The organism is Gilvimarinus sp. F26214L (genome assembly GCF_054401055.1).
Map to the genome: position 1 here is coordinate 50,413 of NZ_JBTIYG010000018.1, position 17,956 is coordinate 68,368.

Here is a 17,956-nt window from a genome sequence, read left to right on the forward strand (position 1 = left end):
CACGAGCCGAAGCAGGAAGAGCCGCGGAGTGCGCCGAGATAGGAAAGTTGGTCCGGGAGGGGGAGAGATTGTGCCAGGACGCGGGGCCACCAGGCCCTGCCGCGACACGCAGTGAATCCATCCCTGGAGGCTCTTCACCAGCATCCCTGCTGGTGAAGGTCGCGGCAGGGCCTGGCGGCCCCGCGTCCGGACGTTTAGTGCCAATGGGTAGTAAGTGCGTTGGTGCCAACTCGTAGCTGCTTGCCGGTGCCGAAACTACTGCGTAGCTGTGAAATCGCCGCTTGGTTTGCGGCGATCGGCCAACGGTCTTGCTTGACGGTTTACTTCTTGGGTACGAACTTGGTCAGCCCCTGAATCGGACCCACTTCACCGGCGATGACGTTGCCGTCCTGGTCGACGGTCACCCCTTCACCCATGGAGCCAACCCCGCCCATGCCGGACGGACGCGGAGATTCGTGGGCCGGGACAAAATACTTCACCTCGCCGGTTTCTGCGCTGCCCACGCGCAGGCCTTTTTTCCAGCCGCCCGGGTTGTAGTTATCGTCCGATTCGGAATCGATCGCGTAGAGGGTATCGTCGGCATCGATGAACATCCCGCTGATGCGGCTGAACTGGTACCAGGTGTCCAGGTGCTTGCCGTCCTGATCAAAAATCTGAATACGACGGTTGCCCCGATCCGCCACGAACAGGCGACCCTGGGAGTCCATTGCCAACGCGTGGGGTGAACGGAGCTGGCCATCCTCAAAGCCCCACTCGCCCCAGCTCTTGATGTAGGTGCCGTCCGCCGCAAACTTGTGAATGGCGCTGCTGGCGCGGGGACCGGGCTCGTCCATGAACTGGGCGCTGTGAGTTTCGGCCACGAAGATACTGCCGTCCGGCGCGACCAGAACGTCATTGGGCTCGGTCAGATGGGTCGGCGGCTTGCCCGCTTCCCCGGGTTTGCCAATGACCATCAGCACTTCACCTTCGGGGCTGAACTTGACGACCTGGTGACCGAGGTTCTTGCTTTCGGGGTGCTTTTCCAGCTCATCCGGACGCGGTCCGCGAGCGTCGACCACCCAGACGTTGCCTTCACTGTCCACTTCCATTCCGTGGGGCCAGGCCAGCACTCCGGCTCCGAAACTTTTCACTACTTTACCGTTGGGGTCCAGCTTCACGATGGGATCCACGTCGGAACCCACGCAGGAATTGGCTCCGCAACGGTCGCCCGCCCAAATGTGCTTGCCATCGATATCCACGTGAACCGCGCTCACGGAGCCCCACTTGCGACCGTCCGGCAGCTTGCCCCAGTCGCGAACGGTTTTGTAGGGATTGGGCAACTCGTCATTGATGGGTTTGACCTTGGCATGCTCCTCGGGCCCCACGGCGCCGCGCTGGGCCAGGGCGGGGGCGGAAATCAATGAGAGCAGAACCAGGGGCAGGAAAAGTGTGCCTTGTGCGTGTCTTTTGATCATTATTCACCTCGTCAGCGTCGCTGTTGAAATCTTATTATCTGGGGAAGCCCTTACAGACTGGCCATCATAACCCGAGCCGGACTAAATCACAGGCCCGACCCGCGTGTGTAAAGCAACGTGAAATGGTTTTGTGAGGTGCCGGGAACCCGTTCACCAGCCGCTGGACCACGGTGAGGGACCGGTAACGTTCGCCCTGACCGTTCCTGATGAGCAACGGCTCAAATTGTGAACCAGGCACGATGCGAGTTCGCGGGTGGGGCGAGGCGTTTCAAAACCGTCGCTTCAGGGATGAAGCGACGGAGCTACAGGGATGTATTCATGCGTTTTTGAAACGCCTCGCCCCACCCGGGAACGTCCGGGTCTTCCGCGTGCCGATTGCACGGTACGAGTTCGATTGGTCCGGGCCTTTCAAAACCCTCACGTCAGGGAAGACGTGAGGGAGCTACAGGGAGGTATCCACCGCGATTTTGAAAGGCCCGGACCAACCCCGAACGGCTTAGTGGCACCACACCACCGCAGCAGCAGCACTCCATTATGCTTCCCCATGCTTCGCACCAGATGAGCTATGCTTGTTGACGCTCTGTGGCGCTGCCAATAGAGTAGCCCGCTGCCTCGAACGCCAGGACTGCTTCAGCCTCATTCATGTTTTTCTCCCCGGAACGCCAGGACTTTTTCAAGCCCCTCGTCAGCAAGTACCGGGAGCAGACCGCCCAGTGCCTCAGCCTGCTGTACCAGCGCCTGTACAGCGCCAATGCCGACTACGGCCATTCCCTCTCCCGGGACCAGGTAGTGGAAATCCTCGAAGAAGCCCTCGCCCGCGCGCCGGTACTGAGCAGCGGACAGGACGACGATGACCAGCCCCAGCGATTCAAGTCGCCGCGGGACCAGGCCAACTGGATACTCAAACAACTGCTCGACTGCGGCTGGCTGGAAAAGCAAGTGGACACCGCAACCCTGCAGTCCACCTACCCCTTCACCCGCCTGGGCCGACTGTTCAGCCAGACCCTTGTGGAGTCCGACTCGACACGAGTGCGGACCCGGCACCGCAATACCCGCAACACCCTCAACGCACTGGAAGCCTTCCTGAACCGCGGCGAAGTCCACGACCTGCTGGACGCCTACGACTACTCCGAACGGATCGTGACGGATTTCACCGACATTATCGCCGAGTTGGAAGAACGCAAGCGGCAGTTGGTGCGGGAAGTGGAATCCCAGCAGCTTGTGCAGCAGGCCACCGAACAGTTTTTCGAATTCATGGAAAAGCGCTTTCAGCCCGACGTGTCCGTGCGCCTCTCGGCCGACAGCGTGGAAAAGTACAGGGATCAGATCAGCAAAAGCCTGGGCAGGGTGCGACGCAAGAACAAGGAGTTCAAGCGCAACGCCGAGGAAGAATTGCGACGCATCCTGCCGGAAATGGCGCTGCCGGGCCAGTCCGTGCTGTGGACCATACTCGACACCATTGAACGGCGCATGGGCAACGCGGCGGAGATCATGTTGCCCGCTCTGCGCCGCGCGCTGCACAGTTTTACCAAGCGGGCGGACATTATCATCCGGCAACTGAGCTACCTGAACATGCAAGGTGGCAACGACCTGCTGGCGGTCTGCCGGACACTGAGCCAGTTGCCGCCCGAGGAATACCAGCAGCGCCTTGACGCAGCGGCCGGTGAAATGGCCACCATGAAGCTGCAGTTGATCGACCCCGGCCAGATCAAGCTACAGGAGCGTAAACGCCAGCGTCCGGTGCAAACGGCCATTGGCGAGTTTCACGACCTGGACCCGGAAGCGGAGCGCGACCTTTATATCCAACAGTTGCTGGATCAGGCCTTTGCCATGGACAACAAGAGCCTGCGCGATTACGTGTTCCGCGCTTTGAAAAGCGGCCAGCGGGTGTCCACCCGGGAACTGCCGGTCGAGAGCGCGCCCGACCTGCTGGCCATGGCCCACGCCATTGAAGTGGGTGCAGTGAACAACCTGGGTACGAGTCACCGCTTTCTGGTGGAGCCTACGGGTCAGCGAATTGACAACGACTACTACCAGTCCCTGGACGAATTTACGATTGAGTTGATTGAATCGAATGATTGACGCGTTTTTGCAGGAACAACTGAAGCCATCGGGTCTCACCCGCGAGGAGTTCTCCGAGCTGGTGATCCGCTTGCTGGATTACGGCGTGATTTCCCGCAACGAAAGCCAGATCGAGGCCGGCCTGTATGACCGCTACCTGCAATGTGCCGACGTAGTGGAGGATTACCTGGCCGTGATCGGAGTGCGTATTCAGCACGACCCTCGTTTTGCTTTTGTGCGCATCTTTCCGCCCGGCGCCGAAGTGCCCGGAATGGCCGACCTTGACGATGCACCATTCAACAGCGGCTTTCGATCCCGCCCCACCCAGCAGGAAGTGGCGGTGATTCTGGTGCTGCGCACCGAGTACGAAAAATCCCTGCGCGAGGGCCAGGTGGACGATCAGGGCCGGGCCATGATCTCACTGGAAGGCCTGGCTATCGCCATGCACAACCTGCTCAAGCGCTCCCTGCCGGAAGCCCAGGTGGAAAGGAAAAACCTGTTTCGCCGGCTGCGGCAACTGCGTCTCATTCAGTTCAACAATGAGGACGACATGGACAGCGAGGAAAGCTGGATCAGCATCCAACCGTCCATTACCAGTTTTGTTACCGGAGACGTGCTCAGCGCACTGACGGGTGGCGAAGCGGTCGACGACACCCCGGAACCCGCCGGGGAAGACACTGAAGAGACCATCGTGCCCAGCGCACTGTTTTCCGGCGAGCCCAATGGTGAGGATCACTGATGTTTTTGAAGCGCGGCATCTTCGTTAACTGGGGCAACATTCCACAGCTGGAATTCGAGTTTGGTCCCATCAATCTCTTCTCCGGCGGAAACGGATCAGGCAAAACCACGGCGGCCGACGCCATCCAGACCCTGATGACCGCCGCTCACGAAAACCTGTTCAACTATAACCCGGGGCAGGACGAAACCACACAGCGCGGGCGGGGCGGCAAGCAGGTGCGAACTCTGGCCTCCTACGTGCTGGGCTGCGACGACGGCAGCTATTCCCGTCCGTGGCCCACGGACGCCTACGTGGCGGGGATATTCCATCCCACCCAGGGGGAAAGCGGTGAGGTTTTCACGGCAGTGATGTGCATGCGCGCCCATCTGGACGGCGCCGGCACTCAGAAACAGGCGCGCCTTGCCGCCCTGCAATTCCTGATCATTCCCGGCGAGCAGCTGTGCCTGGACGACCTGATCAAGGAGTACCCGGACGGCAAGCACGTGGTGCCCATCGACTCCATTACCGGTCTGCTGAAAAAGCGACTGGGGAGCAAGACGGTCGAGGTGTACGACAAGAAGGGCGCCTACCTGCGGCGTCTTTATGGTGCGCTGCGCGGACGCCGGGACGCGGTGTCGGACCGGGAAGCGAAGCATGCAGCCCGTACCTTTGCCAACTTCATGGCCTACAAACCGGTTAAAAGCATTACCGAGTTTGTTGCGCGGGAGGTTCTGGAACCGAAGGATCTGGGCGAGGCCATTCGCGCGGTTTCCGAATTGATGAAAACCATTCATCAGATGGAAGCGGACACCCGCGCCATCCGCGACACCATCGATACCCTGGACAACGCCAGGACCCAGGCCCAGCGCTACGTGGACACCTGGGTGGAGCGAAGCGTTCTTCAATATACCGAAGCCACCCGCCGCCTGCAGCTCAATCATCACTCCTATGTGGCGGCAAAAAAAGCGCAGCAGGATGTTCGCGCAGCGATCGCGGACAACCAGGAGCGCCTCACCCTTTGCGAGCAGCGCCGCCAGCAAAGTTATGATGAAAGAGTGCAACTGGAAGCGCGCCGCCAAGGCGTCGGCGCCCTGAAGGACAAGGACGATCTGGAGCGGGCCATCACCGAACGCAATCGCGAACTCGGGGAAAAGGCCCGGCCGCTGCTGGAGAGCGGTCAGCAGATCGCCCGCAATGTGGAAGCAACCCAGACCCTCATGGAACAACTTCAGGGGCAGTCCCTGGCCATTCAGATCCCGGCGCTCGACGGACGGGACTTCCGCCAGCAGGCAAAGGCCATCGCCAGTGGGGAGGATCTGGAGCTGGACTTCAATCGTCTGCTCTCCAGGGACTGGGTGGGCATGGAGCGGCTGGAGGAGGACCTGGACCGGGTGCTCGCCATAGAAACCCGCCATCGCCACTGGGCCGAGACCCTTCACGGAGATTCCGGGCAGGGCAGCGTGCGCGATCAGATCGCCCTGGTGCGCTCATCCTGCGAACGCCGCTGGCAGGATTTGCAGGGCAAGCTTCGGCAGAAGGAAAAAGAAGTGCGGATGCTGGAGACCCGCAAAGTCAGCTATCCGCCCCAGGTGGAAGCCGCGGTCGCCGCCATCCGCAAAGCCTGCCCCGATGCGGACCCGCGGGTCCTCTGCGACTACGTGGAGGTGACCGATCCCGCCTGGCAAATGGCCATTGAGGGTTACATCGGCGGAGCGCGGTTTTCCATTCTGGTGGAAACAGAATACGAGGCGGAGGCGATTCGCATCGTGCGCTCCATGCCCGGTGGCCGCCGCAGCAACGCGCGGGTCATTCAAGGCAGCAAGGTGCAGCGGGATGCAGAGCGGCTGGGAACACCTAAAGGCTCCATTATCGAGGTGATGGCCTTTACCCACCGCACCGCCGAATTCTATCTGCGCGCCTCTTACGGCAACGTGCTGTGCGTCGGTGATGCGGATGCGCTGCGCAATACGGTGCGCGGTGTGACTCCCGAAGGGCTCGGTTCCGGCGGCTACAGTATGTGGCGTTGCGACCTGGACGACAGCGAACTGGTGTTCGGACAGGCTGCCCGCGAACGGGCAATGCGGGCGAAGGAGCGAGAGTGCGAGCAGCTGGCCATCGACGCCAATCAGGCGGAGCGTGAACTGCAGACTGTCAGCCAGTTGTTCGGGCTGGTGGAATCCATCAAACCCGTGCAGTGTTCCGGGTTGATCCGGGGCATGTTGCAGTTGCAGCGGCAAATCACCCAGGCCGAATCCGAGCTGGCGCAACTGGACCTCAGCGATTTCCGTGAGTTGGAGGAGCAACTGGAGCAGCTCAAGCAGCAATATGCCGAGCAGGAAACCCTGGCCCGTCAACTCAGCGAGGAGTCGGGCAGCCTGAAGCAGAAGGAACAACAGCACGAAACGGAAATCCGCAAGCTTGCCGATGCCCAGGACGCACTCCAGCAGGTGCAGGATGACCTGGAGTCGGCCATTGAGCAAACAGCCAGTGCCTATCCGGAGCTGAATGCGGAGGAAGTGCTGCAGCAGGCCGAACAGCGCGCCCGCAGTGCCGGCAGGGATCACAGCTTCAATGACGAACTGGAGACTCTGGGTGGTCAGTTGGAGAACATCGAACGCACGCTGTTTCAGTCCATCCGCGAGCACAACCAGCGCTGCAATCAGCACGATGCCATCGTCTACGACAACGCGCTGTCGGAGCGCCACAGCGACGAGTTCTTCCAGCGGGTGGTGAAGCTGCGTGGCGAGATCGACCTGATTCACAACCGGCTGAAGAACAACGTGCTGGTGGACAAGTTCGACAAGCTCACCGGCTTGAAGGAAAGCTTCAACACCGCCTTCGTCACCAACCTCTGTCACTCGATCTATCAGGCCATCGGCGAGGGCAAACGAATTCTCGACGACCTGAACCGGGAGCTCGAACACCATCGTTTCGGCGCCGACCGGGAGCGTTTTTACTTCGGCTACGACTGGGTGCCCGAATACAAGGATTACTGGCGCTTCTTCAAGGAAATCATCGATCAGCCGAACCTTGGGGATGGGGCGAGTCTGTTTGAAGCGGAGTTGTCCACCAAGGCGCGCCAGGTACGCGACCGGATGCTGGACATGCTGCTGGACCCGGACGAGCAGATTGCCCTGCGCGAGCTGGGGCGCATCAGCGACTACCGCAACTATCGTCGGTACGAGATCTACAAGGAGCCGGAAGGCAAGGCGCCCATTGCACTCAGTCAATACGGCACCGGTTCAGGGGGCCAGCTGGAAACGCCTGCTTACATCATCCGTTCCGCCGCCGTGACCTCCGCCTTCCGTTTCAACGAAGGCAGCAGCCATTTGCGCATGGTGCTGGTGGACGAGGCCTTCTCGAAGATGGACGAAACCCGCTCGCGAGAGGTGATCAACTATCTCACCGAGACTCTGGGCCTGCAGCTTCTGTTCATCATGCCCACAAGCAAGTCCGGCCCCTTCATGGACCTGATCAGCAACCAGTTTGTGTTCAGCAAGTGTCCCACTACCACTCCCATTGGCGAACTCAACACCCGGGTGCTGGTGGACCGCAAGGCCTGCAATCAGGACAGGATAAAAGAGCTTTGGGCCAATCACCGCAAGACCGTGAAGAACCAGGCCATGCTGGATTTCATGGAAGATCTTGCTTGAGCTTACCATCGGCGCCGGGTGGGGATGTTGGGGGTGTTGTTGGGTTACGGCCTTTGGCCTAACCCAACCTACGGGATGGAGCGTGCGCGCCATGTTGTGGCTGTAGGTTGGGTTAGCGAAGCGTAACCCAACACCGCAACGAATCCGTCGCCTCGCCCCGGGGTCGGGGCTATCCATTCGTTATGGACACTCTACCGTCCACCAGCATAGCTGACCCGGTGACAAAAGACGCCCTGTCCGAAGCCAGAAACAAATGCTCTCTCCTCAGCGCGTGCATGTACTCCAAACACTGGAGAACTTCGGCTGAAAACGGTGGAGTTGCACGGCTCCCAGGAGCCGAAAGAACCCTCTAACAGCCATCGGCATACAACCTCGATTCTGGTAAAAATTACAATTTTTGAAAAAGATGCCACCGTCAGACGACGGCTGAGTTTTACGCTTGCCGTCTGCTTGACTTGGCTTTCTTTGCCGGTATAGTTTTGTCGCCCCATGCTGCTGACCGGCTACGCGAGGCGTTAGATCGTGGAGTAGTTCGCGATTTACAATCATCCTGCCGTGCTGTACGCGGAACCATCCGTGACGCCATTTATCGAAGTCACCGCGCCGGGCATTTGAGCCAAGCAGCACCCCCTGTTCACCTTTCTGTTGTGTTCTATTATTGGCGCGGTCCTGCTGAAACGATTCTGCTGAAACACTTTTGGAGACGAGTTTGGAAGTTGATGTACACCACAATCCATCGGCGCTTGGACGACGTGCACGCGATTCCAGCAAGCCGGTGGTTGGGGTGGGTGCTTCGGCGGGTGGTTTGGAGGTGCTCCGTGCAATCTTTTCCGAGTTACCCGAAACAATCACCGGTAGCATTGTGGTGGTCCAGCACATGTCGCCGACCTCCAAAAGTATGCTCACGGAGCTCCTGACCCGTGAGACAAAGATTCCGGTTGTCGAAGCTACAGATGGCCTGCGACTTCAAGCCAACCGGATCTACGTTACGCCGCCGAATGCGGATATCACCATCAAGGATCATCAGATCCAACTTGGCAGACTTGAGGGACGCGTTGGACCCAAACCATCCATAGATCGCTTTCTCAGTTCGCTTGCTGACGATTGCGCTGAGGACAGTGTAGCCTGCATCCTCTCGGGCACCGGCAGCGACGGCGCCCAGGGCTGCCGTGCTGTCAAGGCCGCGGGTGGGGTTACCATTGTCCAGGAGCCGGGCACAGCCAAATACGATGGCATGCCCAGGTCGGCGATTGCCACTGGCGCCATCGACATGATACTCGCCCCGGACGCGATCGCACGGGAGATCAGTGCAGCGCCACTGTCCGACGTCCATTCGGTTGACGATGAAGACGACCTCTCCAAAAAGGTCTTTGACCTTCTTCAGAAAAAGACCAACGTCAATTTTGCACTCTACAAGCCCAACACCATCAATCGTCGCTTGCAGCGGCGGATGAATGCCCTCAAATGTTCGACCCTCGGCGAATACTACTCCTATCTTTGTGACAATCCTGAAGAAGTGGACCGGCTGTACCAGGACGTGCTCATTTCCGTCACGGCTTTCTTCCGGGACACCGAACAGTTCGACGCTGCTGAAGATCGACTGAAGGACTACATCAGCAATCACCGTCGTGCCAGCTCCATCCGGATCTGGAGCGCCGGCTGCGCGACCGGCGAGGAGCCCTACAGCCTCGCCATCGCAGCTCTCGAAGCCCTCAAGGCTTTGAACATGTCCGTGGCCGATATGCGTATACAGGTCTTCGCTACGGATATCAACGAGGCCGCGATGAGTGCTGCCCGTGCCGGTGTGTTCTCCGCTACGGCACTGGAGGGGCTCCCGGAGGCCTTGGTGAGCCGATATTTCACGGTGAGCGAAGGCGGCTACCGAATCAGCAAGGAAGTCCGGGACATGGTTCTGTTTGCCCGCCATGACCTGACCGCGGCCCCCCCTTTTCTGAAGATGGACCTGATCAGCTGCCGCAATCTTTTCATCTACTTCGAACCTTCGGTACAGGATCGGATTCTCCGCATCTTTCATTACGCGCTGAACCCGCATGGCTTGCTGTTCCTCGGCAAATCCGAGTCCCTGGGGCAGGACAAGTCGTTTTTCCGGGTACTCGACTCCACCGCCAAGATCTTCGAACGCGGCAACCGGGTTCCCGATGCGGGCATGAGCTTCGGTCAGTTGAAAACAGCAAACCATCGTTCCCCCGCCCCTGCACCTGGGACGCGCCGCTCCCAGGCCGAAATCGAGCGCGGGCTTATCCGCGAGTTCTGTCCGGATTCGGTGGTACTGGCGGACGACTTCCGGGTACTCGCGGTATACGGCGAGGCCGCCCGCTTCCTCTGTTTCCCGGACGGGCCGCTTGATCAGCGCCTGGACGTACTGCTGCGCCCGGAGCTGAAAAACCAGTTGATGACTTTACTCCATCGAAGCCGGCGTGCGGGACGAATCTGTCGCAGTGGCCCGATTCTGCTCCGGGAAGGGGAGAACCGCGAGTACGTGCATGCCGGAGTCTACCCGGTGCACGCCTTCGGCGATCCTCGATTCGTAATGGGGTTCCACACTGTCGAAGCCAGTGTCCCGGAAGAAAAAACCCGCCCAACTGCGTCAAGCGGGGAGATTGTGGAACTCGAACGGGAGTTGATGGCCACGCGCGAGCACTTGCAGTCGGTTATTGAGGAGCAGGAAGCCTCCAACGAAGAGCTTCAGGCCCTGAACGAAGAACTACAGTCGGCCAATGAAGAGCTTCAGTCGTCCAACGAAGAACTGGAGACTTCCAACGAAGAGCTTCAATCAGCAAATGAAGAACTCACAACCCTCAACGAAGAACTGAACATTAAAACCAACGAGCTCGCCGAGCTTTCCGCACATCTCAATGCGGTTCAGAATGCGATTATCAATCCTGTTCTCGTTGTGGACGACAACTTCAACTTGATAAACATCAACGACAAATCGGCTCAGATTCTCAAGATTGGCGAGGAAAGCCTCGGTCGCAACTTCCGCTTGATGAACTCGCCTTTCGATCTCGACGCATTGTTCAAGATCATCGAAGACTGCCTGCGCTCCGGCGATCCCAAAGAGGAGCGGTTCAAATCCCGCGGTTATGATTTCGACGCGTTCTGCCTCCCCATCGTGAACCGGACCACCGGCACCATCAGTGGCGCGGTGGCAACGCTCGTGGACAACACGGTGATCCAGGAAACGCTGCGGCGAGCAGACCTGGCCAAACGCTCCATGTACCGTCTGATGGACGGAATCCCCGCGAAAGTATCAGTTCGCGACGCCTCGGGCGTCTATACCTATGTTAACCCCACCTTCTGCCAAACCGTAGGTATGTCCGAATCGGAGATTCTGGGAAAAACCGATGTGGAACTGTTTGGCGCCAGCAGCGGGAAAGTGCGACGGCAACGGGATCTGGATGCCTTGAAAGGCGAGAACGTCTCTTACGGCGACGAGGTTCACCCGGTCGACGGAAGCTCCCGGGTTTTTCACACTGCCCGGGTTCCCCTGTGGGACGACAACGGTCATATCACATCAGTTTGCTCCGTGGGCGTGGATGTTTCCGATCGGGTCCTGACCGAGACACGGCTGCGGGAACTGCAAAGCGCCATTAGCCGGGCCGAGGACGGGTTCGCCGTTCTCAAACGTCGCAATGAGCGATACTATGTATCGTTTGCCTCGCAGAAACTGTGCAGCCTCTGCAATCTTAGCGACGATGCGCTCGCGACAACGACCCTCGAAGACATTCTGTTCTGCCTGGATTCATCCCTCGCAGGAAAACGTGTGAACGAACTTGTTCGCAGGATCGGAGAAACTACGAAATGCAACTTCCAGCTCAGCGGAGCGGTCGGCGGTACGACCCAGCACTTCGATCTCAAGTCCTTCCGGGTCGATGAGCATCAGATCTTTCTCAATATCTTCGACATTACGGAGTCGAGAACCCGCGAGTTGCAACTGCGGAAGCAGGAAGAAGAGATCGAGCGCAGCGGACGTCTTGCAGCCCTCGGGCAAATGGCTGCCGGAATTGCCCACGAACTCAAGACGCCGCTTAGTACGATCCAGTCCTACGTAGATCTTATCCGGGAACTGCAGGCCCAGATGAACACCCCATCGGCGCCCCCGATTGCCGATGCGATGGACAAGATCGAAGCCACAACAACCAAGATGTCCGACATTATCGTTGGCCTCAAGTCCATCGCGCGCTCCGATCATCATGAAAGCTTTGCCCCCTGCGACCTGAATGTTCTGATCGAGGACACATTGAAGATCTGCATGTTCAGACTTCGGAATAAAGGAATCGAACTGCGGGTGGACTCCCCCAATGCGCCGATCATGGTCCATGCCCAACCTACCCAATTGAGTCAGGTTTTGATAAATCTGATCAACAATTCTGTGGATGCAATCCGGGAGCGCAGCGAGAAGTGGATTCGTCTGGAGCTGGAAGACCGGAGGAATGAGGTTGTCGTGCGTGTTGTCGATAGCGGCGAGGGGATCGCCGGGCAGTTGGCAAGTCAGGTGATGACTCCCTTTTTTACGACAAAACACGACGGTACGGGCCTCGGATTGAGTCTTTCCCAGAGTATCGTTAAAGCTCATGGTGGGCGTCTGGAGGTGGACGCCTCGTGCCCGAACACCTGTTTTCAGGTCACGATTCCCAGATCCTCCGAGGGCTTAACGAAGGACACCATGTCGGTCAGGTTGGATGAGATAAGTTGATGTGTATGGTGAAGCCACAGGTGGATCGGCCAAAGGTTCTAATTGTTGAGGATGCCGAGGATCTTCTTGACGTTTGGTTATCGTTGTTGCGGCTTAGCGGTAAGTACGTAGTAAAGGCAGTATCGAAAGGAACGACGGCGGTGGAGCTTGTCCGTTCCGGGTTCCATCCTAATGTCCTGATCACCGACTTCTTCCTCGGCGATGCCAATGGCATTCAGGTGGCCGACCAGGTCCGCTCCATCTGCGAGTCCGTCGGGGTGATCGTTGCTACCGGTAACAACGATAACGAAGCCCTGGCCGAACGGGCTGAAGCGGGCGAGATCGAACTGCTGATCAAACCCGTACGGTTTCGCGACCTCACTGCCAGCATCGATGAGCTTTTGCAGCGCAAAGGCTGTGTTTCAGTCGGCTAATCGGCGGTCGCTACCAGCGGTATGCTGAGATCCAATGGCTCGTGTGAATCTTCCCACTCCAGCCCCATTTTGCGTTCAACTCCCCGGGCCGCCCAAGGAACCTCGCGGCGCAACTCCGGTCGGTTGCGGTCAGAGGCCGTGAAAAACCCAATGGGTTTGGCTGGCCTGAAGCATGCACAGGCAGGTGCAAGGCAGGATCTGCAGTGAATGCGCTTCGGGCTTGAGAGCCGCGCCACGCCGAGCTGCGCTGCAGACCCGCGCTCCAGAGCCCCCCTCGGGGAGCACCTGAGTTTTCAGAATTTTCCAGATCTCGCAATTTCTTCAAGGAGGAAGCATGAGACTGACACGCGAAACTAACGCAATGGACGATGCCACTCGCCGCGCACAGCAGCAAATTCAGGCTGTACGTCACCGTGCGCAGAAAGAGCTGGAACGGGCAGCCGCCCGGGCGGATCGGGCGCTAGGTAAATCCAACCGCACGACCCAGCAGTATCCCGTAGTCCTGGCCGCGATCGCCGGCACCGCCGTGGTCGGTGGGGTTGCGGCGTGGTTGCTCAGTCGCAAGCGTCCGTCCTGACCGACGCTTCGGGCGCCGGCAGGCTTTCGGAACGCCGCACCAGCCTGTGCGGGCCGCCGCCCGCCCGGTGCCGGGCTTTACAGGCGCGCCGCAAAATGGAACAGTTGCAGGCCGCTTGTCTGACCGGCGAGCCGACGACCCGTAACTGAAACAGGAGGAATTATGGGATTTGCTCTTTCCGAAATGCAGGTGTCCAGTCCATCATTCAGTAACGGCGCTCCCGTTCCGAAGCAATTCACCGGCGAGGGTGACGACGTTTCCCCCGAACTGAGTTGGACCAACCCGCCGCACGGGACGGAGAGTTTTGCCGTGATCTGCCACGACCCCGACGCGCCATTGGTCTCTCGCGGTGGCAGCTACGGATTTGTGCATTGGGTGTTGTACAACATCCCGGGTACGGTCTCGAGTCTCGAGGAAGGTTGCAGCCAGTACACCGCTGGAGAAAACAATTTCGGCAATCGTGGCTATGGTGGCCCGATGCCGCCCGACGCCCACGGCACACACCATTACTTCTTCTGGGTGCTGGCACTGGACAAGGAGCTAAGCCTGGAGCCGGGGCTCACGCTTTGGCAACTGCTGGACCGGATTGAACCTCATGTGATCGGCATGAACCGGCTGGTTGGAACCTACGAACGGGCCTGACCGGGCCCTGCGGATCGGAGGGCGCCGCCATGACGCCAAGTGCACGTGAACTCATTGACGCCAAGGAGGCGACCGCTGAACTGCTCGAGCAGCTCGATTTGAGGGCATACATGTTCGAGGTGGAAGCCGGCGAGGACGCCTGGGAAGTGCATCTGGAATGCGCCCGGGATGGCGATTGGCAGACCGTGGCCATGCCCGTCAACCGGGATCAGTTGTTGGCGAGCCGCTCCGATGCCTCGACGCGGGAAGCCCTCCTGGCCGAATGGCGCTCCCGGCTCGCCGATTGATACATGACCTGAACAACGAACGGGCCCGAATACGGAACGGGACCGGGCCGTTCCTCCGCCGCGATCGGTTGTGTTAGATTGGCGACAGGATCAGGCTGGAAACCGCGATGAAATCCCCCCGCATCATTCAGAACAGCGAAGACGACATCAGTCTTCTGCTGGCAGTGCTTCCCGAATTCCTGCTCGACGAGACGGACTTTTCCAGTGAGGACCTGCTGGAGATTGTAATGGATCTTGGACGCAGGGCCGAAGCGCGCTACCCGAACCGCATCATTGCGCTCGGGGAGCGGGTCATCGATCGCGCGGATCTCGAACATGTCCTGGAACGGGTGGGCGAGTTCACCGACGATAACCGCGCCGGCATTGAGCGGACGCTTCATCGGATCTCCGCCATGCGCAATCGTCATGGGGCCATCGTGGGCCTGACGCTGCGTGTGGGGCGCGCAGTATTCGGGACGGTGGACATCGTGCGCGACCTGCTGGAAAGCGGGCGCAACATCCTGCTGCTGGGCCGGCCCGGGGTGGGCAAGACCACTTTGCTGCGCGAGGCGGCCCGTGTGCTGGCCGACCAGTTGGGCAAGCGGGTGATCGTTGTCGATACCTCCAACGAGATTGCCGGGGATGGCGATATTCCCCACCCGGGCATCGGCGCTGCGCGGCGCATGCAGGTGCCACGACCGGAACGGCAGCACGCGGTGATGATCGAGGCGGTGGAGAACCACATGCCCGAGGTGATCGTGATCGACGAGATCGGTACCAATGCCGAGACCCTCGCCGCGCGGACCATTGCCGAACGGGGGGTGCAACTGATCGGGACGGTGCACGGCAATACCCTGGAAAACCTGGTGATGAACCCCACCCTGTCGGACCTGATCGGCGGGGTGCACACGGTCACACTGAGCGACGAAGAAGCGCGCCGGCGGGGCAGCCACAAGACCATCAGCGAGCGGCGCGCGCCGCCCACCTTTGACACAGTGATCGAGATTGTGCGGCGGGACGAGTTTCTGGTGCACCCGGACACGGCCGATGCTGTGGACAAGTTGCTGGAAGGGCGGGAACCCGGCGGCGGCCGCCGCACCCGGACGGCGGAAGGTCACATCGAAGAACAGCCTTTGGAGCCGCAACAGGAAGAGCCGGTTGCCGCTCCGGTATCCCGGCCAATCCGCCCCGGGGAGCAGGAGGTTCGGATCTACCCCTATGCGATAAGCCGGGAGCTGTTGGAGCGGGTGATTCGCAGCGAACGGTTGAACGCCCGTACCACCGCCCGCCCGGAAGTTGCGGATCTGATCGTGGCCCAGCGCTCCCGGGAAGGCGATCGCCGATTGCAGTCCATGCTGGGCGCCACAGGCCTGCCCCTGCACCTGGTGAAAAACAATTCCTCGGCCCAGTTACGGAAGCTGCTCAAGAACGCGCTGAATGTGGTGGATAATGTGGATGATTCCGAAGTCCGGGAGGCCATCGCCGAAGTGGAGCACGCCATCGAGCGGGCGCTCAGCGAGAAGATCGCAGTGCCGCTGGCTCCCCGCCGCCCACCAGTGCGGAAGATGCAGCACCGGCTGGTAACCCGCTACCATTTGGAAGCGCAGAGCGAAGGACGGGAACCCCTCCGCCACCTGATCGTTCACCCGCCGGACTGAGCCTCGGCATGCTCACCGGAGGGCACCATCGCCAGCACCCGCCGGGCCTGCTCCCGCACCGAATCGGCCAATGCAGCCGGACTCAGGATGCGGAACTCACAGGGAAACCACATCAGTTGGCGGGCGAACCAGTCCAGGCTGTCCGTCCGGGAGCTGAGCAACACCCCCTCCGGATGGGGCACCAACATGCCCAGATAGTCCCCCAGATAGCCGGTGGCCGTTTCCAGGTCGGTCATCATAAGCACTTCCACGGGGACCGCCCGTTGCGCGGTTGAAAGGCTGTTTTGCAGATGGGCCGCCGGATCGAAGTCCCGGGGACGGCGAAAGTGCTCGCCCCGCAAACGCAGGGATTGAATGCGATCCACCCGGAAGGTGCGCAAGTCCTGCCGCAGATGGCACATCCCCACCACGTACCAGCGTCCGCGCCGAAACACCAGCCCGTAGGGGTCAAAGTCCCTTTCGCTCGTCCCGCCGTCTCCCGCGAGATAACTGAACCGCAGGCCCGACTGTTGCTCCGCCGCGTTGGTCAGAGTGAGCAGGATGCTGTTCCCCACCTCACGGGCACGGGGGAGAACGAGCCTCGTGGTTTCGCTCACTGCACGAACACGCCCTTTGATTGTAGCCGGCATCACCCGCTCCAGTTTCGCCTGGGCACTTGCAACGGCGGGGGCGATTTCCGACAGCCCAAGGCCGTTTGCGGAAAGCAGGCCGAGCGAGATCGCCAGAGTTTCCTCTTCCGTAAACATGAGCGGCGGCAACTTGAAACCGGCCACCAGACTGTAGCCTCCGTGCCGCCCCTGCTGGGTGGTCACCGGAATCCCCAGATCTTCAAGCACAGTGATGTAGCGCCGCACCGTGCGCCCATCCACGCCCAGGCGTCGCCCCAGTTCCGACCCGCTGATCTGGCCATGGGTCTGTAGTAATTCGAGCAGTGCAAGTACACGGGTGGTGGGCTTGGACATGGCGCTTCCCTGGACGCGGTGCGGCACCTGGCGGTGTCCCCAGCTGCCTGCGGAGATTGATCAGCGGAGCCGCGAGTTTAATGAACAACGGCGGAAAACTAGGACCGATTATATCCTAATTCGGTTTTATAGTACTTGCGACCACGGGCCGCCGATCGTCCCGACGGCCCCAAAACAAGAACCAGGAGAATGTCGTGAACACAACCTACGCTGGAAGCTGCCATTGCGGAGCCATCAAGTTCGAAGCCGATCTGGACCTGAGTCAGGGTACCGGCAAGTGCAATTGCTCAATCTGCACCAAAACCCGCTATTGGGGAGCGCTCGCCAAGCCCGAACAGTTTCGTCTTATTCAGGGGCAGGACGCTCTGGGCGACTACCAGTTCGGAACCCGGTCAGGACACCACCTGTTCTGCCGACACTGTGGGGTGCGGCCCTTCCTGCACGGTTATCTGGAGGTAATCGGAGGCGAGTACTACTCGGTGAATATCGCCTGCATCGATAACCTGGAGCCGGAGGAGTTCGCCAAACTGCCGGTGAATTACGCCGACGGCCGGGATGATAACTGGATAAACCCGCCCGCGGTCACCAGCTATCTCTGACTTGCCGGGGCGTGTTGGGTTACAGCCTGCGGCCTAACCCAATCTACGGGTGTCAGTCGCTGCGTAGGTTGGGTTAGCGAAGCGTAACCCAACAGAATGAACCAACCGGCGGGCACCAGCTTTTCCTGATTCGCCGGACTTGTGTTGGGTTACGGCCTGCGGCCTAACCCAACCTTGTATCTGTCCTGCGACTCTGGCTAGCTACCGGGGCGCGAATGAGGGGCAGGTAAGTTCGA

General features: G+C 59.9%; 12 protein-coding genes. 10 read left to right on the forward strand and 2 right to left on the reverse strand.

Features of this window, described 5'->3' with window-relative positions; genetic code table 11:
- Positions 1-320: 320 nt before the first annotated feature.
- Complete coding sequence (locus tag ACURWW_RS16000) at positions 321-1,454, reverse strand: peptidyl-alpha-hydroxyglycine alpha-amidating lyase family protein (protein ID WP_445617879.1); 1,134 nt, start codon at positions 1,452-1,454, stop codon at positions 321-323.
- A gap of 642 nt (positions 1,455-2,096) precedes the next feature.
- Here ACURWW_RS16000 and ACURWW_RS16005 point away from each other — a divergent pair.
- The 9 genes from ACURWW_RS16005 (at position 2,097) to ACURWW_RS16045 (ending at position 16,159) form a co-directional block, all read left to right on the forward strand.
- Complete coding sequence (locus ACURWW_RS16005) at positions 2,097-3,536, forward strand: Wadjet anti-phage system protein JetA family protein (RefSeq protein WP_445617878.1); 1,440 nt, start codon at positions 2,097-2,099, stop codon at positions 3,534-3,536.
- Positions 3,529-4,254, forward strand: a complete 726-nt coding sequence (locus ACURWW_RS16010) for a DUF4194 domain-containing protein (protein ID WP_445617877.1) — start codon at positions 3,529-3,531, stop codon at positions 4,252-4,254. Before ACURWW_RS16005 ends, ACURWW_RS16010 begins: the two co-directional genes overlap by 8 nt.
- A complete protein-coding gene (locus ACURWW_RS16015; protein ID WP_445617876.1) occupies positions 4,254-7,886 on the forward strand; it encodes an ATP-binding protein in 3,633 nt (1,210 codons plus the stop codon). Before ACURWW_RS16010 ends, ACURWW_RS16015 begins: the two co-directional genes overlap by 1 nt.
- 709 nt (positions 7,887-8,595) lie before the next feature.
- Complete coding sequence (locus tag ACURWW_RS16020) at positions 8,596-12,603, forward strand: CheR family methyltransferase (protein ID WP_445617875.1); 4,008 nt, start codon at positions 8,596-8,598, stop codon at positions 12,601-12,603.
- Positions 12,604-12,608: 5 nt separating this feature from the next.
- Entirely contained in the window at positions 12,609-13,016 is a 408-nt protein-coding gene (locus ACURWW_RS16025; protein ID WP_445617874.1) for a response regulator, read from the forward strand.
- 334 nt (positions 13,017-13,350) lie between these two features.
- A complete protein-coding gene (locus tag ACURWW_RS16030) occupies positions 13,351-13,593 on the forward strand; it encodes a hypothetical protein (RefSeq protein WP_445617873.1) in 243 nt (80 codons plus the stop codon).
- Between the two features lie 162 nt (positions 13,594-13,755).
- A complete protein-coding gene (locus ACURWW_RS16035) occupies positions 13,756-14,235 on the forward strand; it encodes a YbhB/YbcL family Raf kinase inhibitor-like protein (protein WP_445617872.1) in 480 nt (159 codons plus the stop codon).
- Between the two features lie 29 nt (positions 14,236-14,264).
- Entirely contained in the window at positions 14,265-14,522 is a 258-nt protein-coding gene (locus ACURWW_RS16040) for a hypothetical protein (RefSeq protein WP_445617871.1), read from the forward strand.
- 107 nt (positions 14,523-14,629) lie between these two features.
- Positions 14,630-16,159 carry a R3H domain-containing nucleic acid-binding protein gene (locus ACURWW_RS16045; protein ID WP_445617870.1) on the forward strand — a complete coding sequence of 510 codons (1,530 nt, stop codon included), beginning with the start codon at positions 14,630-14,632 and terminating at the stop codon, positions 16,157-16,159.
- Here the strand turns inward: ACURWW_RS16045 and ACURWW_RS16050 are convergent.
- The gene (locus ACURWW_RS16050; protein WP_445617869.1) at positions 16,144-17,121 is read right to left on the reverse strand and encodes a helix-turn-helix transcriptional regulator; all 978 of its coding nucleotides are present in this window, start codon (positions 17,119-17,121) and stop codon (positions 16,144-16,146) included. The two genes, ACURWW_RS16045 and ACURWW_RS16050, sit on opposite strands and share 16 nt — an antisense overlap.
- A 194-nt stretch (positions 17,122-17,315) precedes the next feature.
- Between ACURWW_RS16050 and ACURWW_RS16055 the strand changes: the two genes are divergently transcribed.
- Entirely contained in the window at positions 17,316-17,720 is a 405-nt protein-coding gene (locus ACURWW_RS16055) for a GFA family protein (protein WP_445617868.1), read from the forward strand.
- Positions 17,721-17,956: the final 236 nt, after the last annotated feature.